The organism is Streptomyces lavendulae subsp. lavendulae (genome assembly GCF_002803845.1).
GTDB lineage: Bacteria > Actinomycetota > Actinomycetes > Streptomycetales > Streptomycetaceae > Streptomyces > Streptomyces lavendulae.
Genome location: NZ_CP024985.1, coordinates 159,476 through 185,533 on the forward strand (window position 1 = coordinate 159,476; position 26,058 = coordinate 185,533).

Genomic DNA, 26,058 nt, shown 5'->3' on the forward strand with positions numbered 1-26,058 from the left:
ATCTCGTGTCGTCTCTCGCTGACGTTCTGACGTCGTCCGACACACCCGACACCCGCCAATCTGGAGGTACCCTCATGGACCACAAGATCACAAATAGAAGTACTCCCGGTATCTCCGATACGTGATCATGGTTCGCTCGGCGGACGAACTACAGCAAAAGGGGGCGGGCCGGGGTGGGGTACGCGACGCCGATCCGCGCGCCTGAGCAGGTCGAGTACCGGCTCGCCGAGAACTGCGGCTGCGACCAGAGCGTCGATTCCCAGGTCGAGTACCGACTCGCCGCCGCGAACGACCTGCGTTGGATCGGCAGCTGGCGGCCGCGGCCTGGCCGGAGTCGGCGTCCTGGTCATCGACGAGGCCGCAATGGTCGACGACCCGTCTACCCGGCCACCGTCGTCAAGACCCTCGCCGACTACCGTGCCGCCCTGCCCGCGTTCCGGGAGCGCCTGGAGAAGGCCGACACCGAGCGGTGCGCGTACCTGACCCAGCAGGCCGAAGCCCAGCGCGGCAAGCAGGCCAAGGCCATGCAGAAGGCCAGCGGACTGCGCGAGGAAGCCGTCACGCGGTCCGGCCTCACCGACGCGCAGAAGGCCACCGAGATCAAGCAGCGCACCGACGCTGCCCGACAAGCCCGCGCCACCCAGGCCCAGGCCGCCGAGGCCGCCCGCCAGGCCCAGCGGTACGAGGACACGAACCGTGCCTACCACCCGCCGACACCCGACCAGGGACGCGGCAGCCGTTTCGGGCTCCGAACAGTCATCGCCACGGATGGAGGCCGGGAAGACAAAGAAGAGGTGCCGGGAGTCATGTCCCAGCACCTCGCAATATCGGAAAGAACCGCGATCGACCGTCACCTGCGCTGGCGCCACCGGAGTCGGAGGGACAGCAGGCAGATGCACCCGAGGCTCAGGCTGATCCCCGCACCCATCGCGATGCGCGTGAGAACGGACATGGGCATGTCGATCATCGCGGTGACGCCCGCTCCGACACCCGCCGTCAAGAGCAGGATGACCGCCACCTTGAACCCGTCAAAGCGGATCAGTGCGGCGATGGCCTTCATCGCTCGGACCGTCACGGGAGGGCGCTCAGTGAAGATCTGGTCGGCAAGGCGGGAGCCTTTCACGGCCAGGGACAGTGCGAAGGTGACGGCCTCCGCATACCTACGGAAACGCGACGCCCAGGTCGGCGTAGGCCCCTCCATGATCTTCTCCACGTCCGGACACCAGTCCTCGGTGTAGGACCGTTCCCAATCCTCGCGCTGCATGAAGAGTCGGGCTCCGTAGAGGATGAGCACCGGAAGGCGGCCGGCCTTCCGATAGGTTTTCGCCCTGATCCACTTAAAGACAATCCCGGCCACGAGGAGGGCGACGCCGACCACGACGGCGGCAACCCAGGCGGGCCGGTCCACGCCGAGGAGCGTGTCACTCATCTTCTCGACCATGGTCATCTGCGTGTGGGCCATGGAGGCGGAGGTGGGGGCCACCTCGGCATGGAACGGCACCATGTGTGTCTCCTTAGATGATCAGCCGGTTGCGCCGGCTGTGTATCCGGGGATCGGCGGGATCGCCGACGCCTTGCGCCGCTGGTCGGCACCGCGGAGAGCTGCCTCATGGCGCAGCTCCGTCATCGCGATCTGGGCTCCCCGGATCCCCTCCGGGGTGATCTTGAAGCTGCGGCGGCGGCTCCTTCCTGCCTTCTGCGGGTCGATCGGTTCCGGCGCCGCGGTCAACCACCCCGCACGCTCGAACCTGTAGATCACCGGGTACGTAGTCCCGGAGCTCAGGCCCGTGATCTTCATCAGTTCCAGGCCGTACCGCGGCCGCTCGGGGTCTTGGAGGAAGGCGTCGAGGATGGAGCATGCCTGGCTCGTGATCACAAAGCGGCTGCTTTCACCCTTAGGCGCCACGGATGCGACACCGACCGCGGGGGCCGTGCGGTGACGCTGCTTCTGGCTGGTCGTTTTAGTCATGTACGGGTCCTTTCGAATGGCTTAAGGTCGCTTGCGGTATCTATTGCGGGATACCCGGAAATCGACCTCTGTTTCGAAGTGTGCGCCGTGCATGCCTGTGGCGGAAGAGGAGGCTGAGGATGAGATTCCGGAACGGTAGGCGTTGACATCGCGGGTTTGGGCCTCTGGCATCGTCACCGACACACTCGGCCTTCTCCTCGCAGTGTTGGTCACCGCGGCGAGTGTGCAGGACTCCGTTGCCGGCACCTCACTGCTCGACCAGGTCGCCGCCGAACACCCCCGGATCCGCAAGGTGTGGGTCGACGGCGGTTACCGCCAGCACCTCGTTGAGCATGCCGCCAGACTCGGCATCGACATGGAGATCACCGCCCGCAAGCCCGGGACCAGGGGATTCAGCCCCATACCCAAACGGTGGGCGGTCGAGCGGACCTACGGCTGGCTCATGCTCCACCGCCGCCTGGCCCGCGACTACGAAACCCTGCCCACCCGCTCCGAAGCCGTCATCCACATTGCCATGACCGACCTCATGGCCCGCCGGCTCACCGGCGAGAACACCATCTCCTGGCGCGACCCGAAGAAGACCACAGAACACCCGATTCCGGGATGAAATATCGGGTGAAAACGACCTCTTAGCGCAAGGCGCGCCGCGAGTACGAGAACCGCGTCACCGAACGAGGGCGGCGGCGACCCTGGCCCGCAGGGGCAAGGAGTCGTCATTGAGGACCCGGCGGAGCATTGCGAGTTGGGGGTGCCGTCGAAGGGCTGGCAGCGTGCACGGTAGACCGCGGGCACGGCGCTACCGCGCAGCATGTAGCCCTGGACGCGTCATACGCTCACGCGCGGTCGATCGCTGTTCGGCTGTGCACCTTGAACTCCGCACGGGCCGACCTCCTGGGCCGCTGGGTGGCAGCTTCAGTGACAGAAGACATTGGCCAGCCGTCCGTCGATAGGAGCATTGCCTCGGGAAACGGCACTCTCTGCGAGAACGCAAAGCTGTGCGGGGGTGAGTCCCACCAGGTCGCGGAAGTCACGGTTCATGTGCGCCTGGTCGTAGTAGCCACACAGAGTCGCCCGGTCAGCCAGTGATCGGCAGGCTTCGGGCGGCAAGGTGAGCGCCCGTTGAAATCGCAGGATCCGGCTGACGGATTGCGGTGGCAGTCCGATCTGCTCGCGGAAGAGCACCTGCAGCCGCCGGCTGCCGCGGCCCGTGGTGGCAGCCAGATCTTTGGCCGAGAGCTGCCCGTGACAGGCGCGCAGCTGGCTCCATGCCTCGGCAACGACTGGCGAGGGCGGCGGAGCGTCCACCATCCGCCGCGCAAGGGCGTTCTCGATGACAGCCCAGCGCCCTTCCCAGTCCGGCGTCGCAATGAGCTGCTCAGTGAGCCTGGCTGACCAGCCGGTACCCAACACTTCATCCGGGTGTACGTGGTCGTTGGCCAGGTGGTGCAGCGGCAACCCCAGGCACATGTACGCGCCGAGCGGAGTGAATTCCACCTCAACCGCCTCCGCTACCCCCGGGTAGCCACCCTTCACGGACGAGGTCCGCAGACCGGCGAGCATCGCATGCCACGTCGCACGCGACTCCGGAGCGCTCCGGGCCTCGTGGAACAACTGCAGGGGATCTCCCCAGCCCAGGATCAACGTCACGGTGGCCGAGGGAAGAGTGAGCCTGACCGGTCCCCGCCCTGCAGTGCGATGACCTCTGTACATCACGACCTGAGCCCGTAATCGCTCCGAGGCGCGACGCTCCACATACTCGCCCCTGTTCGTCGACTCCATGGACGTTTCAACCTCCGTCTGCGACCAGTGCCGGTGCGCGCGTCAGTCGACTCTCTTGAAGGAGTGCGCCTTTGTACAAGGCCACCGCCCGAGCTCCAGAGCAATCTGGACACACGCCGCCCTCGCCGAGGGCACATGAAAGGAGCAGCTATGCGTATCGGACGTATCCTGGCTGGCACTGTCCTTGGGGCGATGCTTGCGGTTGGGACCGTGGCACCCGCCCAGGCGGTCACGACAAGTACGCCCAAGGCGGCATCCGCCAGCGTCATGGGCGAGATGGTGTTCTATGACGACTTCTGGACGCAGTCCGAGTGCGTGGCGGTGGGGAAGCAGGGGCAGTCGGCCAGGATGTGGAAGATATACAGCTGCCAGCCGTCGCTCTGGGACTGGGACCTGTACGTCGGGTACTAATCTCGATCTTTCGTGACGGGCCCGTCGGCATCCGGCGGGCCGTTGCGGTTCCGTATCACCGAGGCCAGGCACCTCCGGTCTGCAAGATCATCCCGTGGCGGGTTTCTGGCGTATCTGGGTCATGCCCCTACCGGAGGCGAGCCGAGCACCGACGGCGGAACCGGGGCACTGGGGAGCTGCGCGGGGACGGCTGGGTGCGCACCGAGGAAGACGAGCAGCTGCTCACCCCGGCCACGCGGTACAGCACGCTGACCTTCGGCAGGCGGCCACGGCATGCTGGCGCGGCCAGGTGGAGACCACCCGGACCCGGGCCCGGCTGATGACCGAGGCCGGACTGCTGCACCGCTCCGCGGAGGCCCCGTGGGCGGGCACCACCGTGTGGACCAGCGAGCACGGAGTCCGGCATGCCGCCACCACGCTGAGGGCGCCGCGCTGGCCCGGGGAGCGGCTGCTGCACCGCCTGGCCGTCGCGGACGTCGGGCTCGCCCTGGAGGCGAAGGGGCACACCGTGCTCACCGAGCGGGAGATCCGCAGCGCGGAGGCCGTTGACGGCGGCGCCCAGGAGCTCCTGGAGGACCTGGGCCTGCCCGTGGCCCCTGGACCCGGCGCGGGGAGACGTTCGCGGTGCCGGTCGGCCCCCGGGCGCTGCACTGGCCGGACCTGGTCCTGGTACTGCCCGGCGGCACCCTGGGCGCCGTCGAGGTGGAGCTCACCGCGAAGACCCCGAGCGCGATCCGGCGGATCCTGCGGGCGTACGGACAGGCGCGGCGCCGTGTGCTGTACCTGGGCACCGAGCCGGTCGTCCGCCAGCTGCAGGGCCGCCCCGGCCCGGACGGGCGATGGGCCGACGGCGTCGCCCAGGACGTCGGACTGCTCCCGCCTGGAGGACCCGACCCGGGCACCGGCGGACTCCTGCGCGTCCAGCCGTTCACCGCCGGCGACCCCGCCGTCGACCGCCAGGCCGCGCGATACGCGAAGCGCCGCTGACAACTCCGGCGGCGGCCGCTGGATATCGGGCGTTGCCAGGGTGGATACGGCAGTGGATACGCATATCCACCCGCAGGATCGGCGCTCGCAGAAGCCGAACAGCGGTGTGCGGGACGGATGACGGGCGGGCGGAGGGCAGCGGGCGAAGCGGGTACCCCGGGTACCCGATGTGATGATCGTTCTCCCCGGGAGACGGCTGTCCGGCCGCCGGTGGGACCTCCCGCGGCTGCTGAACCGCGTGTCCGGGAAGGGGTAGACCTGTTAGCCCCAACAGGGTCAACCGCTGCTGAGCGGCGTTCTCCGGGCCTGTGATCAGGACCCGGGACCGACTCCGAGGATGCATCGGGCAGACACGGCCCCGGGATCCGCAGGCGGAGCGGACCGCTGCTGGAGAGTCTCCTCAGCGGCCCGCTCAGCGGCGGTGCGCCCGCGGACCGCACGCTCCTCCTGGACGTCGTTGCGAGGGACCGGCCCGTGCCCGAGAGGGCGGCGCATGATGCTCATCGGCGCAGTCTCGCAGCACCCTCAGGCGAGGGCACGCCCGACGCCAGCGCTGAGATGGAGGCAAACTGGGGGCCGCCAGAAGTGGGGCCAGGTGCCCAGGGGAGCATCCCTGACCTACAGGAGATCCGCGCCTCCGGCCGCATCCCGAGTCAGCCCACCACCGGCTGACCGCTCCCGCTACTGGTCGTTCTGATCTTCCCCGTAGGGGGGAGAGACGAGCCTGATCGCATCAAGGAGTCGTCTGCCCCTCCGTCACGCCGGCCTTGCTGCACTGGCGGCCGACCGCGAACAGCTTCGGGTCCTGACGGTAGTAGGGAAGGGGGCCGCTGCAATAGATACCTCCCACGTAGAGCACCTGGTACTGCTCGTACGGAAGCCGGGATGTCACCTTGAACGGTCGGCCAGCGTCGTCCGCAGTAACGGTGGTCGTCTTCGTGCCTACGCGGACGTGGAAGAGGACTCTGAACTCGCAAGCCTGGTTCTTCGTGGTGGTCTCGATCACGAAGGTTTGCTGTTCGCCCTTCTTCAGTTTGTACTCCTTTTTTGCGAAGGCCTTCGGGGAGACGACGGGTTTGTCGAGGTCGAAACGGACATTGGGAATGGGGCTTCCCCCTCCTCCCCCGGGGCTCTCGAAGAGAGTGCCCCGTAGCGCCGGCTCGCAGTGCTTGTCGACTAGCTCCGCGCCGGTCACGCTCGCCTCGTTCTTCTCGTCGTAGCCGCCCAACGTGATCACGAGCGACTGGATGTCTGCCAAGCCGACCGCACCGGTCTCCTGTACCCACGACTTGAAGTTCTGTCGCTCCGACAGCTGGCTGATGGTTTCGGCAGACGGCGTCATCGCGCCTCTGAAAGCGACGCTCTTCGACTCATCCCCTGGTTGGACGTATGCATCGTCCAAGCGCACCGCCGGGCCCCGAGCGTTCTGCCAATCCTGATACCGATCGACTGCGATGAACCCCAGGAGAGCAATGCTCGGAACCTGTGGATCGGCGAGGGAACGCGAAGGGCGTACCTTCCCGAATGATCCTTTGATGGTCTCCGAATAGGCCCGCGTTGCAGCGCGGGTTGGGAAGGCACGCGCGTGCTCAGCGTAGTCACCGACGACGGCTCGACCCAGTCCGGCTCCCTGATCGACGAAATCGTCCGTGAGGGCGCCCGCCGGATGCTCGCCGCCGCGCTGGAGGAGGAAGTCAACCAGTACATAGCCGAGTTGGCTGCCGAGACCGATTCTGCCGGCCGACGTCTCGTGGTCCGCAACGGCCACCATCAGATCCGGACCGTGGTCACCGCGGCCGGCCCGGTCGCGGTCAGGGCACCGCGGGTGAACGACCGCCGCGTCGATGAAGTGACGGGCGAGCGCAAGCGGTTCTCCTCGAAGATCCTGGCTCCGTGGTGCCGCAAGTCGCCGAAGATCTCCGAGGTCCTGCCGCTGCTCTACCTGCACGGATTGTCGTCCGGGGACTTCGTGCCCGCTCTGGAGCAGTTTCTCGGCGGCACCGCCGGCCTGTCGCCCGCCACCGTGACACGGCTGACCAGGCAGTGGAGCGACGATCACGCCGCCTTCCAGGCCCGGGACCTGTCCGACCGCGACTTCGTCTACGTGTGGGCCGACGGCGTGCACCCCAAGGTCCGCCTCGGCCAGGCGCACTCGTGCGTCCTGGTCCTGCTCGGGGTCCGTTTGGACGGCACCAAGGAACTCATCGCCCTGGCCGAGGGCCTGCGGGAGTCCACCGAGTCGTGGGCCGACCTGCTGCGAGACTGCCGCCGACGCGGCATGCGTGACCCCGAGCTGGTGGTCGGCGACGGCGCGATGGGCCTGTGGCGGGCGCTCGCCGAAGTGTTCCCGGCCGCACGGCCGCAGAGGTGCTGGGTCCACAAATCCCGCAACGTCACGAACTGCCTGCCCAAGTCCGCGCAGCCCGGGGCGACGAAGGCGATGCAGGAGATCTACAACGCGGAGGACCGCGGCCACGCGGAGAAGGCGATCGAGGCGTTCGCGAAGACCTACGGCGCCAAGTTCCCCAAGGCCGTCGCGAAAATACCGGCGACCGGGAGGAACTCCTGGTGTTCTACGACTTCCCGGCCGAGCATTGGATCCACCTGCGGACTACGAACCCGATCGAGTCGACGTTCTCGACGGTCAAGCTCCGGACCAAGGTCACGCGAGGTGCGGGCAGCCCGGCGGCCGCGCTCGCGATGGTGTTCAAGCTGGTCGAGTCAGCTCAGGCTCGATGGCGTGCGATCACCGGTGCCCATCTGGTGCCCCTGGTCCGCGCCGGGGCACGGTTCGAGAACGGCGTCCTCGTCGAACGCGAGGAGCAGGCAGCCTGATTGGCTGAAGGAGCCACCAGCCGACCCATGGCTGAGCTGGCCTATCCTCAGTCAGGCTGATTTGGGGCGGCGAGAGCTTGGCGCGACTGGACTACCGCGCCCAGCGTCCCATGGCCGGCGCGGTGCCGATCAGGCACTCGATGTCGGCCGGGAAGCCGGCGAGGGCGTAGGCGGTCAGGCGCAGGTGGCCCTCAAGGCAGACCAGGTTGTCCTGCCTCTCTCCGACGAGGATGAGCGGAGGAAATCGTTCACCTCTGATGAACGCGTGGGCCGCGTCGACGAACGGTTCGTTGGGCACGTCGAACGCCCGTAGCCCTGCCTTGATGCGTGCGGCCGCGTCGGCCGGCCGGCGGCTGCCACCCGACAGTTCGACCCAGTAGGGATTGTCGAGGTACCGCACGTCGGCCGCCTCGTCGGTGGACAGGAGTGCCCTGGTCCACGTGACGTGAGCGGGGAAGTTCTCGAACAGGTCACGGTTCTCGCCGTATCCGCGCGTCGCGGCCAGCAGAGCGCGACGTGCGAAGTTCGCTCCAGCGTCGGAGAGGTCCGGATGCGTCAGCAACTGCTCTGCCTGCCCGGCTACCGCCAGATGGGACCGGAGGTTCTGGCCGAACCTCTGGCTAGACAGCTCGCCGCTCAAGAAGCAGGCGACCATCTCGTCCTCATTGCTCACACCCAGTACCTGCACGACCGTCAGCATAGGATCGAACTCGGTGGGTGCCGCAGCCTGCTCGCACGTCATCTCGTTCACAGGTCTTGACTATTGCTCTTTCTCCACCCTGCCCTACCGTCTGCCCGGCGTGAGTCCGTTCTCGTAGGCGATGATCGCCAGGTGGACGCGGTCCCGGGCCTCGAGCTTGGCGAACAGACGCGCGACATGGGTCTTCGCCGTCGCCGCGCTGATCACCAACCGCTCGGCTATCTCACCGTTCGACAGTCCCTGTCCGACCAGTGCCAGCACCTCGCGCTCCCGGTCGGTGATCCCAGCGACGAGACTTGAGTCCGCGGCGGGCTCGGTGGCCGGTGCGGGGGTGGCGGAGGTTCCGGCGAAGTCGGCGATCAGCCGTCGGGTGACGCTCGGCGCGAGCAACGCGTCACCGGCCGCCACCACGCGGATCGCGTCCAGGATCGCGTCCAGGGCCATGCTCTTGAGCAGGAATCCGCTGGCGCCGGCGCGCAGTGCGCCGTAGACGTACTCGTCGTCGTCGAAGGTCGTCAGCACCAGCACCTTGGGCGGGTCCGGCTCGGCGGTCGCCTGCCGGGTCGCCTCGATCCCGTCCATGCCCGGCATCCGGATGTCCATCACCACGACGTCCGGCCGCAGCTCGCGCACCAGGCGCACAGCCTCGACGCCGTCGCCGGCCTCCCCGACCACCTCCAGGTCGGCGGTGTCGCCGATCAGGATCCCGAGCCCGACCAGCATCAGCGGCTGGTCATCGACCAGCAGTACTCGCACGCTCATGCCGGGAGCCTCGCAGCCACCCGGAATCCGCCCTCCGGACGTCGGCCCGCGCTGAACTGGCCGGACAGCAACGTCACCCGCTCGCGCATGCCGAGCAGGCCGAAGCCGCTCCCGCCGGCCGTTGCCGAGGGCCTCGGACGGCCGGGCCCGGGACTGTCGTCCCCGTCGTCCACCACCTCGATCCTCAATCCTGTCGGCTCGTATCCCACCGCGACCCGGCACGTCCGCGCACCGGAATGCCGCACCACGTTCGTCACCGACTCCTGGACGATCCGAAACGCCGACAGCTCGATCTCCGGCGGCAGCGGACGCCGCTCGCCCCGCCAGGCCACGTGGACCCGCACCCCGGCGTCGGCCGTGCGTTCGGCGAGCCGCGGGATATCCGCCAGGCTGCCGGCCGGCGCCAGCGGAGCGGCCCCCGGCATGGCGTCGTCCGGCTCGGCGCGGCGTAGCGCTCCGAGCATGCGCTGCAGCTCGAGCAGCGTCTGGCGGCTGGTGGACTCGATGCCGGTCAGAGCCTGCCGCGTCTGCTCGGGCTTGGTCTCCACGACCCGAGCCGCCGCTCCCGACAGCACCGTGATGATCCCGATGCTGTGCGCGACGCTGTCGTGCAGTTCGCGGGCGATCCGCAGCCGCTCGGCCATGACGGCGCGGGCCGCCCTCTGCTCATGCAAGGCTCCGAGGTACTCACGGCGTTTGCGATACACCCCCCCGAAGACCCACGCGACCGCGAACCACAACGCGAACTGCCCGGCCCACTGGGCCGCGTCGCTGACGGTCTCCCCGGGGTAGACGTGGATGTTCTCGACGAACGCGGCCGCGACGGCCGCGACGGAGCCGACGGCGGCAGCCTTCGGCCGCCGGACGGCGAGGTGCCCGCCCAAGAAGACGAGCAGGACGAACACGATCAAGGGCCGCACGCCGAAGAGGTCGCCGAGGACCGATTCGCCCAGGATCGCCGCGAAGACCGCCGCCGGCAGACGGCGCATCAGCAGAACCGGAAGGGCGAGCACGACGCACAGACCCATCATCTGGAAGGGCCCGAGGCCGGGAAACCGGAACAGGCCGGGACCACGACGGATCGACCAGCAGAGCATCAGCGCGTAGAAGCAGGCGGTGGCCAGTACCACGGCCCGGTCCGTCAGCCAGGTCACGCGCTTCGATGTCGAGAGACGCTGGAGAAGCTCTTCCATACGGAGATCGTATTCAGCGGCGTCGGCTCCGCGCGTCGCCCCGGGGATGTACGCGGGGTACACCCCCGGGCCGACGGCCTGGGGAACGGTGACATCCACCGGCCGACGCGACGGAGGAGCTGCGGAACCTAGCGTCGATCCCATGAAACGCAATCGCCGTATCAGCGCTGTCGCGGCGCTGGCGCTCGCCGCCCTCGTCACCGGAACCGGCACCGGGTTCGCCGCCACGACCACACCGTCGGCCACACCGGTGGCCACGCACGCGTTCGACACCGCACCGGCCACGGCCACCGCGCCCACACGGTCCTTCCAAGGCACCCTCCCCGCGCCGACCGGCCCCTACGCCGCCGGCAAGGAGGTCATCCACCTCACCGACGCGAACCGTCCCGACCCGTGGGTGCCATCATCCGGCCCCCGCCAACTGACCGTCACGATGATCTACCCGGCCGTCCCCGGGACCGGGACTCCGGCCCCTTACATGACCCTCGGCGAGGCAGCCGGAATCCTCCAGCGCCAGAAGACGCCGGCGAGCTCCGGCGTCACCCCGCAGACCCTTTCCAGCGTCACCACCCACGCCTTCGACGGCGCGCGGCCGCAGAGGGGCAAGTATCCGCTGGTGGTCCTCTCAGCCGCGCACGAGAACCCGCGCATGACGCTCACCGCGCTCGCGACCGACCTGGCCAGCCACGGCTACGTCGTCGCGCTCGTCGGCCACACCAACGAGGACAGCGGCGAGACGCTGGCGAACGGCCAGACGCCGCCGTGCGCGATCTGCGACAACCCGGCGCTCAACCTCGACTCCGTCGTCGCCAGCCGCGCGACGGACGTGTCCTTCGTGATCGACCAGTTGACGCACGGCAATACCGCGTGGCGCCTGGCACACCTCATCGACAAGCACCAGATCGGCATGGCCGGACACTCCCTCGGCGGAGCGTCGGCCGCCGCCACGATGATCGCCGACCCGCGAGTACGGGCCGGAGTGAACATGGACGGCACCTTCCACCCGACCCCGATGCCAGGCCAGATCAACCGGCCGTTCCTCATGCTGGGCACGGCCGAAAACCACTCGGCCGGCGGCCACAACACCACGTGGGAGCAGGCATGGGCCGCCCTCGGCGGCTACAAGGAGTGGCTGACGGTCACCGACGCCGACCACTTCAACTTCAGCGACCTGGACCTGCTTAAGAAGCAGGCCGGGTTCCCGACGCAGGGCCTCTCCCCGGAACGCGGGCTGGTGATCACCCGCGAGTACGTGACAGCGTTCTTCGACCAGACGCTGAAGGGGATCCACAGTCCGCTGCTGGACGGCCCCTCGCCGAACAATCCGGAAGTACTCTTCCAGCACTAGGCAGTGTCTGATGGCTCTTTGGTGAGGTCGCGGAGCCAGATCACGATGGCTGCGGTGGCCAGGGTGCCGTGGAAGATGTAGTCGCGTTTGTCGTACCGAGTCGCGACGTCCCGGTGCTGTTTCAGCTTGCTGATGCAGCGTTCGACGGTGTTGCGCCGGCGGTACTGCTCACGGTCGAAGGCCGGTGGGCGGCCGCCGGCCCGACCAAGGCGGCGGCGGTTCGCACGCTGGTCGTCCGGCTGGGCGATGGTTGCTTTGATCCCGCGTTTGCGCAGGTAGACGCGGTTGGCGCGGCTTGAGTAGGCCTTGTCGCCGCGGGCCCGGTCCGGCCGGGTCCGCGGACGTCCTGGCCCGGTGCGGGCCACGTTCAGGGCCTGCATGAGCGGGATGAACATCGGGCTGTCCCCACGCTGACCGGGCGAGGTCAGCCAGGCCAGGGGCCGGCAGCGGTCATCCGTCAGCAGGTGGACCTTGCTGGTCAGCCCGCCCCGGGAGCGTCCCAGGGCCTCACGGCCATCTCCGTCCACACGCGCGCCACCCCCTTTTCAGGATGGTCGGCCGGAGGAGCGTGCCGGGCTCCGGCTGCGTGCTGGTGGGCCCGGCAGGTGGTGGAGTCGGCGTTGACTGCCCACGAGCCGTCCGCGTCCTGGGCGGTGGAGTCGGCGCTGGCCTGCAGAGCGCGCAGGATCTTCGACCAGGTGCCGTCGGCCGACCACCGGCGGTGGCGTTCGTAGACCGTCTGCCAGGTTCCGTAGCGTTCAGGCAGGTCACGCCACGGAATCCCTGTCCGCGTCCGGTAGAACACACCGTTGACCACGGTACGGTGATCAGCCCACCGCCCACCCGGGTTCCCGGTCTCCGGCAGCAGCGGAGCTATGCGCTCCCACTGAGCATTCGTCAGTTCATGCCGACGCACCATGCCAGACCCCTGCCCAGAACAGGGATAGATCCACCATCCCAGGCAAGAGCCATCAGACACTGCCTAGCCGGGGTCCACGCCATGGCCGGGCTCGCCGACGATTGGACCGAACGCCGACAAACCTGTATCGACGTTCTCTGCGCCTACCTGCGCATGCCCTACCCAGGAATCCTCGCAGAGGGCACACCAGCCGACGGAGATTCCAACGGCCAAGCCAACCGCGAAGTCCGCCTCACTGTCATCCGGACAATCCGTGACCACCTCCTAACCGCCACCCCACAAGAGACGTCCTGGAGCGGATACGACCTCGACTTCACCGGCGCCGTGTTCGATGGCGGCGACTTCTCCAACGCCACGTTCTCCGGTGACAAGGTGCGCTTCACCGGAGCCACTTTCTCCAGCGGCCTGGTGAGCTTCTACGGTGCCACCTTCTCCGGCGGTTCGCTGGGCTTCTACGGTTCCACGTTCTCCGGCAGCGAGGTGCTCTTCCGTGGAGCCACCTTCTCCGGCGGCTCGGTGAACTTCCGTGGAGCCACCTTCTCCGGCGGCTCGGTGAACTTCCGTGAAGCCACCTTCTCCAGCGACGTGGTGAACTTCGACCGCGCCAAGTTCTCCGGCAGCGAGGTGGGCTTCTACGGCGCCACGTTCTCCAGCGGGAAGGTGAGCTTCTACGGAGCCAAGTTCTCCAGCGGTACCGTGAACTTCGACCGCGCCAAGTTCTCCAGCGGCGCCGTGAACTTCGACCGCGCCAAGTTCTCCGGTGCCACGGTGACATTCCGTACGGCACAGTTCGATGGCGGTGTCGTCGACCTGAGAGACGCGGCAACCTGGTCGCGGCCTCCATCCCTCGACGACGGCCTCCTAACCGCCCTACCCGCAGGACTGCTCCTGCCGGGCCAGCTGCCCAGGCCGAATCCTTGAAGCCTGGTGACACGTTCGTTAATGGCACGCCTACTTCGGCAATCTCGGCATGTGGGAAGACAGACCCGGCGGCCGGCCGCAGCCACGGCGACACGTCCACCGCGAGCACCAGGCGCCCGTCGGCGGCCCGGGGCAACGGGACCCCGACCAAGGCACGGCGGAGTCGGGCGACGTCGATCCGGCCTTGGTTCAGCCCGGCGTAGAGGGCGCCGTGTCCCCGACGGTGCTCGGGTGCGAGGGCCAGGTCCACGAGCGTGCGGACCGGGCCGTCGGTGCACAACAGGGGATCGCACAGCTCGAAGAGGGCGTCCCCCCGGGCGAGAAGAGACGTGTACAGCTCGGTACGGAACGCTGTCACCGTCCTGAACGCGTCTCGTTGAACCTCGTGCTCGACCTGTTCCACGATGCGGCCTCCATGCCGCGCCGACCTCTCCTCGCAGGATCAGCCTCCAGCCCTGCGGACACGCCATGAACAGGGCAAACCCCGAACAAGTTCGAGCCCCGTTCGGGGGCGGACCAAAAACGTCAAGCTCAGAGGTAGGGCTCTTGCTGCGCGGTGAGCTTCCTGGCCTGCTTGGAGCGCGCGGAGTGGGGTTCGCCGGGTGTGAGGCACCAGGCGCCGGCCTCCTGACCGCAGTGGGGCAGGGCACGTCGTACGCCAGCCACACGGTCCGGACCGCCTCGTGCTTCTTCTGCTGTTCCTGGAGTTCGGCGATGACGGGCCGCAGCCGGTCGACGTGCGGTAGTTGCCGTACGCGGCCGGCATGCGGTCCCCCGTCGACCACGCACTGCTGGCCGCGGTCAGCCCCGCACTGGGAGCACGGCCTCGTGGTCCAGTACGCGCGGCCGACCTGCTGGTGCAGCGGCACACGTTCTTGCGGCTTGAACGGCTTGGCCAGCCGGGGCGGAAAGGGCAGACACCGAAGGCGCGTACTCCACAGGATGAGCTGAGTCTGCCGGTGCTCCCCGAGCTTGCCGGCCTCGGCGGCTACCTGGAGTAACTGCTCGACCTTGGACCGCAGACGCCGCGGATCCTCATTCGCCGGAAGACGGCTGATGTCCTCCAGGAGCGTGTCCAGGCGCGCGAGCTTGGCCGCCTCGAGCGCGGCCAGGTAGGCGGCGGCCTCGCGGACCGTGCGTTCTTCCTCCTCGGTTCGGCGGCCCCGGGTGCCCGCCTTGATCTCCGCCAGGAGCGCCTTGATGCTCCCGGTCTTCTGAGCGGCCACGGCCTGATTCAGACGGGCGAACAGCTCCCGACGGGCCTCCGTCTCCTTCTCCACCGAGGCCAGGGCGCTGCGCCGGGCGGCGTCCAGCCGGCGCTGAAGCTGCGGGCTCACCCCGGCCAACTCGGTGATCTCGCGGCACACCTCTTCCGTCAGGTCGGTGGACACGGTCCGGCGGGCGTACAGCAGCCGGCGCCTCGGCTCGTGCGCCTGCACGTCCTGCGCCGACTCCTCCTGCTTCTTGCCCGGAGTCCACCGGGTGGAAGGGGGCGCGCTCCTGGCCTGGACGATCCGCTCGACCGCCGGGGTGGACAGGCCCCGGTCGGTGATCTCGCATTCGTCCAGGGCGAACCACTCGGTGGGCCGGGCGAACGCCTCAGTGCCGATCCGGACCCGGCGGGCGGTGCCTTCGCTGTCCAAGCGGATGCGGTGCACATACCAGCGGTCAATCAGGGTGTCGGAGTCCACCGTGGCTTTGTTCATGAGAACGGGTTCTGGCTCAACTTCTGGGCTCTGTCGCTAATTTGGGGGAAGTTGGGCAACTATCCGATGTGACGGGTGGGGTTCAGGTCTCGGATCTTCTTCTGCCGGGTATCGCGGTGGAGGTCGACCAGCTGGTGATGACGGATGCGGAGGTCCGGGTCGCCGTGCGGTCAGGGGCCGTGGCCGCGGCCTGTTCCGGATGCGGGCGAAGATCTTCGAGAGTGCACTGCTACTACCAGCGGACTCTGGCAGATCGTCCGGTCGCTGGTCGGCGTGTGCGGATCGAGCTACGAGTGCGTCGACTCGTGTGCGGGAACGAGCACTGTCCCCGTCGGACGTTTGCCGAACAGATACCGGCCCTGACGCATCGCCATGCACGCCGCACGGACGCTCTCACCGCCCAGCTCACCGACGTGGCCCTGTTCCTGGGCGGCCGGCCAGGAACTCGCCTGGTCCAGCGCATGACCATCGACACCTGCAAGGACACTGTGCTCCGGCTGATCCGAGCTCTTCCGCTCCCCTCATCGGGACCAGTGCCGCATCTCGGCGTCGACGAGTTCGCCGTTCGAAGGGGACGGACCTACGCGACGATCCTCATCGACATGGCAACCCACCGCCCGATCGACGTCCTGGCCGACCGGGCCGCAGCCACCTTCGCGTCCTGGCTGCGCAACCATCCTGAGGTCCGGATCATCTGCCGCGACCGTGCCGGCTCCTACCGCGACGGGGCCCAGACCGGCGCCCCGCAGGCCAGGCAGGTAGCCGATGCCTGGCACCTCCTGAACAACCTGGCACAAGCAGTCGAACGCGTCATCGGGCGGCATCGCTCCGACCTGCGACAACCCCTCACCTCCCACGACGACCGGAGCGACGAGGGCCCGGCCTCTGAAGGCCGCGACCGCGCAGAGCTGGACATCCACGGACGGCCACGGCCTCTGGTCGCCCGCACCCGCGAACGCCACCAACAGATCCACGAACGCATCGAACGCGGCGACAGCCTTCGCGCCATCGCACGCGACCTCCAGCTCAGCCGCGGCACGGTCAACCGCTTCGCACGCACCGCAGAAGTAGATGAACTTCTCCTCGCAGCCATCCACCGACCCACCCTGATCGACGACTACCGCCTCTACCTGCACCATCGCTGGATGGAAGGCTGCACCAGCGCTTCCGCGCTCGCCCGGGAAATCCAGCGGCTGGGCTACCGCGGCGACGTCAACACCGTCCGCCGGCACCTGAAGCCCTACCGCAACGGCGCGATCCCGACCACCGCCCCCTTGCCCCACCTGACCGTCCGCAGGGTCACCGACTGGATCATGCGACGCCCCGAGCACCTCACCGATGCTGAGCGAAAGGGTCTCGACGAGCTGTGCGAGCGGAACCACGTGCTGGCGACGACCGTCGAGTACGCACGCCGCCTGGCACTCATGGTCCGCGACCGCCACAGCGAACACCTCGCCCTCGATGTCTGGATCGCCGATGTCCGCCTCGACGGGCAACAAGAGCTCCGAACTCTGGCCAACGGCATGCGACGCGACCGCGCGGCCATCCAGGCCGTCCTCACCACGACCTACACGTCCGGAGCAGTCGAGGGCAACGTCACCCGGATCAAGCTACTGAAGAGACAGATGTACGGCCGCGCCAACTTCGATCTCCTACGGCGCCGCATCCTGCTCTCACCATGATCAAGAGGCCGCTACCCCCAAATTAGCGACAGAGCCCAAAAGTTGAGCCAGAACCGCCACTTCGGGAGGCACCGCTGTCCGGCGCTGTTCGATCGGTACTGGCACCTGTCACTCCGCTAAAGGAGGCCGGTGCGCATGTGCTGCGTGAGGTTGTCGTGGATCTGGCGTAGCCACGGGGCGCGGACGGCCGGCAGCCGGGCCAGGGTTCGTTGGAAGACTCCCCAGTCGATCCGGAACATGTCATGGACGTTTGGCGTGGGCGGGTCGTCGCGAAGGACGCCGTCGGGTATTGGACCCGATGAGGGGACGGGCAGTTGCGGCTCGGGGAAGACCAGCCGGAGCCACACCCCGAACGGCAACGGGACCAAGCGCGCCGGAGTGGCAGGGGTCCATGCCTTCCCGGTCTGCGGGTGGGACGGCACGAGGAGGATGTCGGCGCCGTCGTGGGCCGGCTGTCCCGGTCCGGCCAGGACGGCGCGCCGCCTCGGCCCGCCGGCCGGCAGCAGGGTGTCGAGGGCGCGTTGGAACATCTTGGCGGTCAGGCCGTCCGGCACGGCTACCGCCCGGCCGTCGGAGGCCACCAGGAGGTGGGCGAGCGCCTGCCCGGCCGCCGCCACCCACTGGGGGCTCCAGTGCCATCGGTCGCTCGCCCGGAACGGCTCTCCCCACGGGGGGATTGGCTCGGACGGGGGCACGCCATCCCCCTCCGCGAGCAGGTCCGCCCAGGACAGCGGTCCGGGGTCGGCGCCTTCGACGGGAAGGCGGCGCACGGCGTTCGGGGCGAGCCACACGGCCTGCCAGAGCGAGCAGTCGTCGATCCTGCTCGCCACGGGAAGACTGCAGGCCGCGCAGGCCATGTTGGGGCCGTCACCCCCGTCGAAGCCGCAGCAGGCGCCGCCGCGCTTCTCCGGGATCAGCACGGCGCCGCGGGTGTCTCCCGGTGCGATGACAACCGCGCCGGACACGCCGTCGGACAGGGCGTGGACCGGCGCGTAGATGCCGCGGGCAGCCGCCTCGTCCGGATCGATCTCCTCCCACCTTCGCCACGGCGGCCCCCAGGGCTCCAGTTCCACGGCGAACGTCCCCGATTCCATGAGCACCGGGAGCTGAAGCCCGTTCCCGTACTTCTGGCGAGCGTGGGCCGGCAGGGCGACCTGGGACAACGGGGCGGTCAGCTTGGAGCCACACCGCACACACACGAAAACGAACAAACGTCCTCCCCTCGGGAAACAGGGGCATCGTCGCAGCTCCGTGGCAGACCGGCCAACGTGTTTTCAATTCGCTGTGGGGCCGAAGCACAGCCACGACGCTGAGCATCACCGTTCGAATCCTCGGCGCGCTCTAGGGTCCGTCTTCAAAAGATCGTTCGATGGTGGATCATGTTTTCGTGATTCGTCGCCATGAACTGACTGATGTCGAGTGGGAGTTGCTGGCTCCGCTGATACCGAGTGCGGGCAGGGGCCGGCCTCGGGCGGAGGACCGTCGGGTGATCAACGGGATGGTCTACAAGATCCGGACCGGGGTTTCCTGGCGTGACCTGCCGGAACGTTACGGCCCGTGGAAGTCGGTCTACACGCGCTTCCGCCGCTATGCCATCGACGGTGTGTTCACCCGGGCACTGCAGCAGATCCAGGCCCAGGCCGACGCAGCCGGTGACATCGATTGGCTGGTCCAGATCGACTCCACCATTGTCCGCGCCCACCAGCACGCCGCCGCCACCGGCCGAAAAAGGGGGAAGCACCGGACGGACGAACCGGACGATCACGCCCTCGGCCGATCCCGAGGAGGCCTGACTGCCGAAATCCCTCTCGCCTGCGACGGCCGCGGTCGGCCCCTGGCCGTCCTGCTGACCCCGGGGCAACGGCATGACGGCGTCTGCGTGAGGCCTCTGCCCGGACGCATCCGAGTACCCCGCACCGGCCCCGGCCGGCCCCGCTGCCGACCGGACCACGTCATCGCCGACAAGGCCTACAGCTCACGCGGCTTCCGCGCCTAACTGCGACGACGCGGCATCGGACACACCATCCCGGAGAAGAACGACCAGAAGATGCACCGCCGCAACCGAGGCCGCCGAGGTGGCCGACCGACAGCATTCGACAGCAGGATCCACCGCCGCCGCAACACCGTCGAACGCTGCTTCAGCCAACTCAAAGGCTTCCGCGGCATCGCCACCCGCTACGAGAAAACCGCCACCTCCTACGAAGCAGCGGTCACACTCGCATCACTTCTGCTCTGGGCAAGATCAATTTGAAGACGGACCCTAGTCCGCGGACAAAAGACGCGCCCTCCCGGGCTGCGATACGGATCGCGCATCCGAACATGAGCGCGGCGTTCTGGACGCCGTCCGACATCGCGGGCGCCGACTGTCTGCGGACAGAAACATCGGGCGGGCTGATCTCATCACGCCTGTACGGATGTCCGGTCACCGTGGGCGTTCCGTGACGTCAGTGGTGACGCTCTCTCACTCCTTGGCGGGTTCCTCTCCGGGACTCCCCCTGGTACTCGTCCTCCGCCAGTAGCTTCTCGGTCACCCCTACGCCTGTGAGGCGCTCTGCCAGAGCGAGGACCGCTGCCTCGGTATCGACGCCAGGATCTCCGTCCCTTAAGCCTGATGCCGATCCCGAATTTTGGCTCTGCCCGAAGTTTCGTGATTCCCAGGTCAGGGTTCGCGTGCGGGAACGTTTCGGCAGGGCATGTCTGGCTGGTGAGGGTCCGCTCGCTGGATGATGTGCTGTTCCCGGACGTCGATGTGCGCTCGGAGGCCGTGGAGTTCACGGCGGAGGCCTTGGTCGTGGTGGCAGCCGCGTACGGTCCGCCGCCCAGATGCCCGGAGTGCCGTGCCTGGGCCGGGAGGGTCCACTCCTGCTAGAGCGACGCCGCCGAGCGACCCTTGACGGGGAAGAAGCTGCTGGTCAGGCCGCGGGTCCGGCGGCTCTTGTGTGACCGGCCCACGTGTCGGCGGCGGACGTTCGTCGAGCAGGTCAGCGGGCTGAGCAAGCGGTATCGCCGTTCGAGCCTTGGGCTGAAGGGCTGGCTGCGGCAGGTCGGGGTTGAGCTCGGCGGCCGGGCTGGCGAACGGCTGTGCCGCCGGATGCACCTCGTCGCGGCCCGGACCCGGATGTTGGAACTCCTGGGTCCTGCGACGGCGCCGGAGCGGTCGCCGCGGGCCCTCGGTGTCGACGAGTTCGCCTTCCGCAAGGGCCGCACCTATGGAACTCTCCTGGTCAAGGCCGACCGGGCCGTGGACGTCCTGCCCGACCGGACCTCGGAGACCTTCGCCGCCTGCCTGCGTGAACGCGCTGACGAAGAGACCGCAGGGATATCCGAGGCGCCCACGCTGATGCAGCTCCCGCTGCATCAGCTGCCGCGGACACAGATCCTCGAACGGACCTGCCAACGCCACGCCGACGTGCACAAACTCGTCGCGGCCGGCTGGACGATCAGTGCGATCGCCCGTCGGCTGAACCTCGACCGCAAGACCGTCCGACGGTTCCGCGACACCGACCTCGACCAGCTCCTGGCTTCCGCCCACGAACGCCGCCCGGCAGGAGTGCTGGAGCCGTTCAAGCCGTACCTGAACACATGATTCACCGAGAGCCTCGGCCAGGTCAGCGGCAGTCGCCTCTTCCTGAAGATCCGTCAACGGGGTACCAAGGAAGCCGCCAAGTCGTCCGCAAACACCTCGCCGCCCTCCGCGTCGGCACCGCCGAACCCGTCCGAGCCGACATCCCCAGCCCACGCAGGATCACCAGCTGGATCATGCGACCACAGGGCTCCCGCACCCGTCCGCTCTCCTTGCGCGAGCACATGCTGGCCGCGGGACGCCGGGGCCGGGCCGTGACCTGGCGCAAGGGCTCCAGAGCGGCGATGAGCTCGCACTTCGTGCTGCTGCGGGTCCGCCTCGCGGGGCGGCGTCCCCAACCCGCCTGCGACGGCACGATCCCGCTGGTCTGGCTGATCGCGCAGTGGCCCGAAGACCAGGGAGAATACCGATTCGTTGTGCGGCCCGGGGCGGCGTAGCCCCGGCCTGGAAGCGGGTCAGGTACCGGGCGCCCGGAAGTCGACCGTCAGCCGGGCCGCCGTGTCGATCTGCTCTGGGGTGAGCAGCCGCACCACGCTGGACTGCAGGGCGCCGCTGGCCCGGACTGTCATCGAGACGCCCGCCATCGACTCATCGTCCGGCAGCTCGATCACGCAGTACAGGTCCGTCTCACCGAAGGCGAAAGCCAGCCACTCCAGAGTGCCACCACAGGAGGCGACCACCCTACGGACCGCCTCCACCCGGCCTGTGCCCCCGTCGGAGAGCAATCCCCCAGCGCCCTGAGCGGTGTAGCTGGCCTGGACCAGGTACTTCGGCATCTCGGTCTCCCGTCTTGCGAAAGCGTCGCGGGCACGGCGCCATCCCTACGATCTGGCAGCGCGCACCGCGCCGACCACCGGGAGACGCCCAAACGGCCGCACAGACCTGCCCTCGCCGGGCCGCACCACCCGCCTCGGAGTCCACGATCATCGCATACCGTCTCGACAGGCTGCCCCGCAAGCTGTGACTGCCGGCTACCAAGTGGCGGGTTTCTCGCGTATCTCCTCCGGCCTCCTCATTCATCGGATGGCACCGCCACGTCACCCTCGTCACCGCCACCCACCTGTTCCTGACCGAACAGCGGAGCTGCCAAAAAGCCCCTGTGGAAACACCGCGGCGGCGCTCGGGAGATGCCCGACAGCGTCATGGACTCGTGGAACCTGCGGCCGATCAGGGTTTTGATCCTGGCCAGCGTCCACCGCTGGTCCGGCCAGCCGTGCGCGACCGGGCCCTTGGCAAGCTCCTCCTCAAGCACGGCGAACAGGGTCTCGCTCAGCTTCGGCCGGGACGCCGGGCCTCGGGAACGAACCCCGTCCCGGCCGGCCGCCCTCCAGGCCTGCCGCCACCGCTGGACCGACCGGACGCTGACCCCTAACTCCTTTGCAACCTCGCCGCTGCCCCGCCCCGCGGCGAACATCGCGACCGCTTCCATCCGGACCCGCTCGCGGAACGCTTGCCTCTCCGCGGTCAGACCCCCACCCTGCGGATACCTCATACACCTGGCATACCGCGACGATCACCGATCGTCAGCCCCCCACGACAACCCGACTTCAAAGTCAGTAACAAAGCACTACTACTTGCTGTCCCACGCTTCCGCGAGCGGGACCACGTGGTCGATGTCCAGTGCCCCGGCCGGGGTCATCTCCCGCTCGCCGTAGTACGACCACCACACCCCGCCCGCCAGCGTGCACCCCGGACCGACCCCCGGCGTCACCACCGCCTCAGCGATCAGCACCTCGGCACGGGTGTTGCAGCCGTCCGTGGGGTTCGCGCCCACGTTCCAGTGCTTGAAGCTCGTACGCTGATAGCCCGTCCGGTCCTCAACAGCGAGCGGGAGCGCGCCGACCGCGACCCCTATCGGCAGCAACTGCGGCACCGCGGCCGGCTGTTCGACCGCGTACACAGCGGAGGCGGGAAACGAGAAGGCGAGAGCCGCGGCGGCCAAGGTCACAGCCCGCATCATGATCATCGCGAGGCCGGTTTTACCGACCCCCACCCACCAAGCGACAGGCCTCAGGCACGAGGTTCACCCGGACGGGAAGCGACATTCACTGGCGAAACGCCACTGCACACCATCACTGGCATGGGCTGGGTGTGCACCCACCGCGCTTTGCCCGGTGAGAAGTTCAGCAACAGGAAATCCAGCAGCCGAAGCAGGCCATGACCTCCTACCAAGATCCCGCACATCTGTCCGAATAAGCGTGGCCCAGCCACGTTAACCGTGGGTAGGGTGATCACCACATGGGTGGCAGCCCCAACCGGGATGCACCCTCGCGTGTGTCAGTGGCGGCCGGGGGGCCAGTGCCGCTATGGGGGACTGATTCGTTGTACGGCTGTGCCGATCATCGGGCGCGCGCCGGTTCGGTTTGCTGCCATCTGGGCCTCAGGTCCAGCGTGCTGACTCGGGCACCTCCTCGCGCCTCGTGCTTCCCGCTTCCGCCTTCATTCGTCCATGAAGGAAGGAAATCGTGCACTTAAAACATGGCGTTTTATCCAGAAGATCACGTAGATCCCGGCTCCTGACCCCTGCCGTGACATCCGTCGTCGCGATCGCGGTCCTGGGCGGTCTGGCCATCCAGCCGGCAGTGCTCGACCGTAGTGCAGCGTTGCGTGCTGATCCGGCGGCGGACGCGTACGACTGGCTTTACGACACCTCCGCGGAGCAGTGGCGCCAGGATCAGTGCCTGATGACCGATGTGCTGCGTCTGGGCGGTCCGTCCATGGCGCAGACGGCGCAGGACGCGCTCAACCAGCCTCAGGACAAGCTCCATGCGCTGGCTGACCGTGCCCGTTGGCAGCAGACTCCGCTCGCGACCGCGTACCAGAAGGACCGGGACGCGGCGTGGAGCTCGCTGCAGGCCATCAACTCTCTGAGGGACGGCTGGAAGAAGCCTCTGGAAGGGCTGACGAATCCCCCCGGAGGCATGAACACCGCCGACTTCCACTGGCCTCCGGGTTCGCCCGGCGATGGGAAGCAGGACTTCTACACGCAGACCGGGCTGAGCAAGTGGGTAGCCGAAAGGTTCTGGACTGAGGAAGGAAGCTTCTATCAGGACCCCACCCCCAAGGCCTATGACCAGGCCAAGGGGATGGTCAAGTACCTGGGGACTCCCCTCTACGGCAAGGACCCCGACGCTCACGCTCCCGGGGGCGACTGGAACCGTGACCTCGCGGAGCACGAGGCGTTCCAGCACCTGACGGACTGGTCCCCGGAGCCTATGGGCGCGGACAACGCCCGTCTGTTCATGGCCTCGGGAGGGTTCCCCCGCAGCGCTCCGCAGCCGGGGACGGCGGAGTACCGCATCGCGGTCGAGGACCTGAAAGCCCGGTTCGCCGGCTGCGCGTGGCGTGACCCGATCGACCCGAACAGGGTGCTCGACGGCATCACCACCACCGCGGCCGGCGAGTGGCAGCAGGAGATCGTCTCCCAGCAGGCGCAGCGCAACCAGATTCTCGCTGCGAATGCCGAGGCGACCACGGCGCTCGCGGCGGGGGCGAAGGCCTTGGGCGAGATGCTGGGGCACTCGTGGGTGGCCGACCACGCGACCCGCTGGCAGGACTACTGGTCGCCTGGCGGAATCGGCGCGGTCGGTGACAAGCCCGCGGTGATCGAGCTTCATGCCGTGGGAGGCAAGTGCCTTGATGTGGAGAACAGCGGCACCAACGACGGCGCGCCGGTCCAGGTCTACTGGTGCAACGGCACCTCCGCGCAGCAGTGGCAGATGTTCGGTGATGACCACGGCCTGCATCTGAGGAACGTGGTGTCGCAAAAGTGCCTGGATGTGTCGAACAACGACCCGGCCAACGGCACGCGGATTCAAATCTGGACGTGCAACAGTTCCCCGGCGCAGACCTGGGAGTACAACCTTCGGGCCACTACCGCCATCAAGAACGTCGGCACGGGCAAGTGCCTGGACCTGCACACCTACGAGCCCGGGTACGACTCCTGGCTGTGGGACTGCAACGGCACCGGCCCTCAGCAGTTCGACATCAAGCCGTCCGGCAACGGCGCCGTTCCGGCGCAGAGTGAGTTCACCAAAGCCAAGGCGGCCGTCACCGGAGCGCAGGCGGGCGCGAAGAAGCAGCTCGACGTCCTCAAGGTCCAGGCCGCAGCGGCCAAGAAGGCGTCGACGACGACCGACACCGCCGCGCAGGCCGCGTACACGATCGCGGACGCCAACGGTGCCCCGCGGGGCCGTGGCCTGCTGGTCGGCCAGCAGAAGGCCCAGGTCACCAAGGGTGCGGTGGCCGCGCTGGACGCGATGGTGAAGGCCGGCGAGACCGCCGAGGCAGCCACGCGTGCCTCGGGCGCGGACAGCGAGACCATCGCTCAGCGTGCTCTGGCGCAGGCCGCCCAGGCCAAGGCCGAGTTCCGCAGGGAGGCGGCCCACACGGCCGAGCTTCAGGCAAAGGCCTCCGCGGACGCGGCCAAGTCTCATCGGGACAACGCGAAGAAGGACGCGGAAACGGCAAAAGCCAAGCTCGGCGACGCGGTGAAGGTAGAGAGCGACGCCAAGGTAGCGGCAGCCACCGCTCACGCGAAGCGGCTGGCCGCCGAGGCGGAAGAGGCCAACGCGAAGAAGGAGAAGGGAACCGCGGCCGCCAAGCAGGCCGAGGCGGCCCAGCACCGCAACAACGCACAGGCCGAAGCCACGAAGGCGCAGGACGCCAGGACCAAAGCCGAAGCGGCCGAGACCGCTGCGGTCGACCGGAAGAACGACGCGGTCAAGGCACGCGACAACGCCAAGGCCAAGCGGGACGACGCCTGGGACGCTGAGCAGAAGGCCGAGGCCGAGCGTGCCAAGGCCAGTGCTAAAGCCGCTTACGCGGCTTCACTCGACGCTGGCACGGAAGCGGACGCGGCACGCACATCAGCCGATCAGGCTGATCAGAACGCCAAGGATGCCGAGACGGCCGCAGGCAGGGCACGGGGTGAGGCGAACGCCGCGACAACGGCGGCCGAGGAGGCGGACGCAGCGGCCACACGCGCCGAAGCTGCCGCCAAGCGCTCCCGCGCCGACGCGGACGGCGCTCAGGCCGCGAAGCTGAAGGCGGAGGCTGCGGTGAAGACGGCGACCAGTGCCGCCGCTGACGCCATCGCCGCTTCACAGCACGCCGCATCCGAAGCACGCAGCGCCGTCGCCATGGCCGACGAGGCAGACGGCCAGGCCAAGACGGCCAAGACCCAGGCTGACCTGGCGAACCAGGAAGCCCTCAAGGCGGTGACGGCCTCGGCCAAGGCAGCCGGCTTCGCCTACTGAGGTTT

General features: G+C 68.2%; 21 protein-coding genes and 5 pseudogenes. 11 read left to right on the forward strand and 15 right to left on the reverse strand.

Features of this window, described 5'->3' with window-relative positions; genetic code table 11:
• Window positions 1–125: 125 nt before the first annotated feature.
• Genes SLAV_RS40720 through SLAV_RS40600 form a run of 3 tightly spaced genes read right to left on the reverse strand, consistent with a single transcriptional unit; the run spans window position 126 to window position 1,969 of the window.
• Window positions 126–854: a hypothetical protein gene (locus SLAV_RS40720; protein ID WP_158740950.1), complete on the reverse strand. Its 729-nt coding sequence runs from the start codon at window positions 852–854 to the stop codon at window positions 126–128.
• Entirely contained in the window at window positions 851–1,504 is a 654-nt protein-coding gene (locus SLAV_RS00725) for a hypothetical protein (RefSeq protein WP_030240041.1), read from the reverse strand. Before SLAV_RS00725 ends, SLAV_RS40720 begins: the two co-directional genes overlap by 4 nt.
• Before the next feature lie 18 nt (window positions 1,505–1,522).
• Window positions 1,523–1,969 (reverse strand): PadR family transcriptional regulator, encoded by a 447-nt coding sequence (locus SLAV_RS40600; RefSeq protein ID WP_106979792.1) that lies wholly within the window; start codon window positions 1,967–1,969, stop codon window positions 1,523–1,525.
• 169 nt (window positions 1,970–2,138) lie between these two features.
• On the opposite strand from SLAV_RS40600, the pseudogene SLAV_RS00735 reads away from it, so the two are divergent.
• Window positions 2,139–2,576, forward strand: a pseudogene (locus tag SLAV_RS00735) (IS5/IS1182 family transposase); the annotation flags it as partial.
• Between the two features lie 305 nt (window positions 2,577–2,881).
• Here SLAV_RS00735 and SLAV_RS00740 read toward each other — a convergent pair.
• The gene (locus tag SLAV_RS00740; RefSeq protein ID WP_158740952.1) at window positions 2,882–3,616 is read right to left on the reverse strand and encodes a helix-turn-helix domain-containing protein; all 735 of its coding nucleotides are present in this window, start codon (window positions 3,614–3,616) and stop codon (window positions 2,882–2,884) included.
• Between the two features lie 342 nt (window positions 3,617–3,958).
• On the opposite strand from SLAV_RS00740, the gene SLAV_RS00745 reads away from it, so the two are divergent.
• Together SLAV_RS00745 and SLAV_RS00750 are read left to right on the forward strand one after the other, a co-directional pair.
• On the forward strand, window positions 3,959–4,159 hold the full coding sequence (locus SLAV_RS00745; protein WP_159038048.1) for a hypothetical protein: 201 nt from the start codon (window positions 3,959–3,961) through the stop codon (window positions 4,157–4,159).
• A gap of 624 nt (window positions 4,160–4,783) precedes the next feature.
• The gene (locus tag SLAV_RS00750; protein ID WP_030240054.1) at window positions 4,784–5,146 is read left to right on the forward strand and encodes a hypothetical protein; all 363 of its coding nucleotides are present in this window, start codon (window positions 4,784–4,786) and stop codon (window positions 5,144–5,146) included.
• A gap of 733 nt (window positions 5,147–5,879) precedes the next feature.
• Here SLAV_RS00750 and SLAV_RS00755 read toward each other — a convergent pair.
• Window positions 5,880–6,548 carry a hypothetical protein gene (locus SLAV_RS00755; RefSeq protein ID WP_158740956.1) on the reverse strand — a complete coding sequence of 223 codons (669 nt, stop codon included), beginning with the start codon at window positions 6,546–6,548 and terminating at the stop codon, window positions 5,880–5,882.
• Between the two features lie 183 nt (window positions 6,549–6,731).
• Here SLAV_RS00755 and SLAV_RS00760 point away from each other — a divergent pair.
• Window positions 6,732–7,981, forward strand: a pseudogene (locus SLAV_RS00760) (IS256 family transposase).
• A 91-nt stretch (window positions 7,982–8,072) separates the two neighbouring features.
• Here the strand turns inward: SLAV_RS00760 and SLAV_RS00765 are convergent.
• Genes SLAV_RS00765 through SLAV_RS00775 form a run of 3 tightly spaced genes read right to left on the reverse strand, consistent with a single transcriptional unit; the run spans window position 8,073 to window position 10,636 of the window.
• Window positions 8,073–8,723 carry a hypothetical protein gene (locus SLAV_RS00765; protein WP_234333906.1) on the reverse strand — a complete coding sequence of 217 codons (651 nt, stop codon included), beginning with the start codon at window positions 8,721–8,723 and terminating at the stop codon, window positions 8,073–8,075.
• 42 nt (window positions 8,724–8,765) lie between these two features.
• Entirely contained in the window at window positions 8,766–9,443 is a 678-nt protein-coding gene (locus SLAV_RS00770) for a response regulator (RefSeq protein WP_030240062.1), read from the reverse strand.
• Window positions 9,440–10,636: a sensor histidine kinase gene (locus SLAV_RS00775; protein ID WP_199922235.1), complete on the reverse strand. Its 1,197-nt coding sequence runs from the start codon at window positions 10,634–10,636 to the stop codon at window positions 9,440–9,442. Before SLAV_RS00775 ends, SLAV_RS00770 begins: the two co-directional genes overlap by 4 nt.
• Before the next feature lie 142 nt (window positions 10,637–10,778).
• Here SLAV_RS00775 and SLAV_RS00780 point away from each other — a divergent pair, with 142 nt between their 5' ends.
• Window positions 10,779–11,984, forward strand: coding sequence for an alpha/beta hydrolase family protein (locus tag SLAV_RS00780; protein WP_030240065.1), 1,206 nt, complete (start codon window positions 10,779–10,781; stop codon window positions 11,982–11,984).
• Here the strand turns inward: SLAV_RS00780 and SLAV_RS00785 are convergent.
• A protein-coding gene (locus SLAV_RS00785) for an IS5 family transposase (RefSeq protein WP_425276216.1) occupies window positions 11,981–12,903 on the reverse strand; the annotation gives its coding sequence in 2 pieces (ribosomal slippage) (window positions 11,981–12,528 and window positions 12,528–12,903; 924 coding nt in all). The two genes, SLAV_RS00780 and SLAV_RS00785, sit on opposite strands and share 4 nt — an antisense overlap.
• An 81-nt stretch (window positions 12,904–12,984) precedes the next feature.
• Here SLAV_RS00785 and SLAV_RS00790 point away from each other — a divergent pair.
• A complete protein-coding gene (locus tag SLAV_RS00790) occupies window positions 12,985–13,824 on the forward strand; it encodes a pentapeptide repeat-containing protein (protein WP_234333991.1) in 840 nt (279 codons plus the stop codon).
• A 67-nt stretch (window positions 13,825–13,891) separates the two neighbouring features.
• Here SLAV_RS00790 and SLAV_RS00795 read toward each other — a convergent pair.
• Window positions 13,892–14,227 (reverse strand): annotated as a pseudogene (locus SLAV_RS00795) (transposase); the annotation flags it as partial.
• Between the two features lie 1,440 nt (window positions 14,228–15,667).
• Between SLAV_RS00795 and SLAV_RS00800 the strand changes: the two are divergent.
• A complete protein-coding gene (locus SLAV_RS00800) occupies window positions 15,668–17,212 on the forward strand; it encodes an ISL3 family transposase (protein ID WP_063760394.1) in 1,545 nt (514 codons plus the stop codon).
• Between the two features lie 116 nt (window positions 17,213–17,328).
• Here SLAV_RS00800 and SLAV_RS00805 read toward each other — a convergent pair whose 3' ends face one another.
• On the reverse strand, window positions 17,329–18,423 hold the full coding sequence (locus SLAV_RS00805; protein WP_030242091.1) for a hypothetical protein: 1,095 nt from the start codon (window positions 18,421–18,423) through the stop codon (window positions 17,329–17,331).
• 158 nt (window positions 18,424–18,581) lie between these two features.
• Here SLAV_RS00805 and SLAV_RS00810 point away from each other — a divergent pair.
• Window positions 18,582–19,463: pseudogene (locus SLAV_RS00810) on the forward strand (IS5 family transposase).
• Window positions 19,464–19,656: 193 nt separating this feature from the next.
• Here SLAV_RS00810 and SLAV_RS43335 read toward each other — a convergent pair.
• Entirely contained in the window at window positions 19,657–19,902 is a 246-nt protein-coding gene (locus tag SLAV_RS43335; RefSeq protein WP_335341824.1) for a DUF6461 domain-containing protein, read from the reverse strand.
• 200 nt (window positions 19,903–20,102) lie between these two features.
• On the opposite strand from SLAV_RS43335, the gene SLAV_RS00815 reads away from it, so the two are divergent.
• Both SLAV_RS00815 and SLAV_RS43510 read left to right on the forward strand, forming a co-directional pair.
• The gene (locus tag SLAV_RS00815; protein WP_158741079.1) at window positions 20,103–20,798 is read left to right on the forward strand and encodes a helix-turn-helix domain-containing protein; all 696 of its coding nucleotides are present in this window, start codon (window positions 20,103–20,105) and stop codon (window positions 20,796–20,798) included.
• A 173-nt stretch (window positions 20,799–20,971) separates the two neighbouring features.
• Window positions 20,972–21,232 carry a hypothetical protein gene (locus SLAV_RS43510; protein ID WP_030242204.1) on the forward strand — a complete coding sequence of 87 codons (261 nt, stop codon included), beginning with the start codon at window positions 20,972–20,974 and terminating at the stop codon, window positions 21,230–21,232.
• An 18-nt stretch (window positions 21,233–21,250) separates the two neighbouring features.
• Here SLAV_RS43510 and SLAV_RS00825 read toward each other — a convergent pair whose 3' ends face one another.
• The 3 genes and pseudogenes from SLAV_RS00825 to SLAV_RS00835 form a co-directional block, all read right to left on the reverse strand.
• The gene (locus SLAV_RS00825; RefSeq protein WP_030242206.1) at window positions 21,251–21,571 is read right to left on the reverse strand and encodes a GYD domain-containing protein; all 321 of its coding nucleotides are present in this window, start codon (window positions 21,569–21,571) and stop codon (window positions 21,251–21,253) included.
• Window positions 21,572–21,915: 344 nt separating this feature from the next.
• Window positions 21,916–22,287, reverse strand: a pseudogene (locus SLAV_RS00830) (helix-turn-helix domain-containing protein); the annotation flags it as partial.
• 78 nt (window positions 22,288–22,365) lie between these two features.
• Entirely contained in the window at window positions 22,366–22,743 is a 378-nt protein-coding gene (locus SLAV_RS00835; RefSeq protein WP_158741081.1) for a hypothetical protein, read from the reverse strand.
• A 736-nt stretch (window positions 22,744–23,479) separates the two neighbouring features.
• Here SLAV_RS00835 and SLAV_RS00840 point away from each other — a divergent pair.
• Window positions 23,480–26,053: a ricin-type beta-trefoil lectin domain protein gene (locus tag SLAV_RS00840; RefSeq protein ID WP_051841591.1), complete on the forward strand. Its 2,574-nt coding sequence runs from the start codon at window positions 23,480–23,482 to the stop codon at window positions 26,051–26,053.
• The last annotated feature ends 5 nt before the right edge of the window (window positions 26,054–26,058 follow it).

Bases quoted from the DNA above. Each gene is read 5' to 3' on its own strand.
- SLAV_RS00775 (WP_199922235.1), bottom strand. From the start codon at position 10,636: ATGGAAGAGCTTCTCCAGCGTCTCTCGACATCGAAGCGCGTGACCTGG.
- SLAV_RS00725 (WP_030240041.1), bottom strand. From the start codon at position 1,504: ATGGTGCCGTTCCATGCCGAGGTGGCCCCCACCTCCGCCTCCATGGCC.
- SLAV_RS43510 (WP_030242204.1), top strand. From the start codon at position 20,972: ATGCGACCACAGGGCTCCCGCACCCGTCCGCTCTCCTTGCGCGAGCAC.
- SLAV_RS00770 (WP_030240062.1), bottom strand. From the start codon at position 9,443: ATGAGCGTGCGAGTACTGCTGGTCGATGACCAGCCGCTGATGCTGGTC.
- SLAV_RS00840 (WP_051841591.1), top strand. From the start codon at position 23,480: ATGACCGATGTGCTGCGTCTGGGCGGTCCGTCCATGGCGCAGACGGCG.
- SLAV_RS00780 (WP_030240065.1), top strand. From the start codon at position 10,779: ATGAAACGCAATCGCCGTATCAGCGCTGTCGCGGCGCTGGCGCTCGCC.
- SLAV_RS00825 (WP_030242206.1), bottom strand. From the start codon at position 21,571: ATGCCGAAGTACCTGGTCCAGGCCAGCTACACCGCTCAGGGCGCTGGG.
- SLAV_RS00765 (WP_234333906.1), bottom strand. From the start codon at position 8,723: ATGACGTGCGAGCAGGCTGCGGCACCCACCGAGTTCGATCCTATGCTG.
- SLAV_RS00800 (WP_063760394.1), top strand. From the start codon at position 15,668: ATGACGGATGCGGAGGTCCGGGTCGCCGTGCGGTCAGGGGCCGTGGCC.
- SLAV_RS00790 (WP_234333991.1), top strand. From the start codon at position 12,985: ATGGCCGGGCTCGCCGACGATTGGACCGAACGCCGACAAACCTGTATC.
- SLAV_RS40600 (WP_106979792.1), bottom strand. From the start codon at position 1,969: ATGACTAAAACGACCAGCCAGAAGCAGCGTCACCGCACGGCCCCCGCG.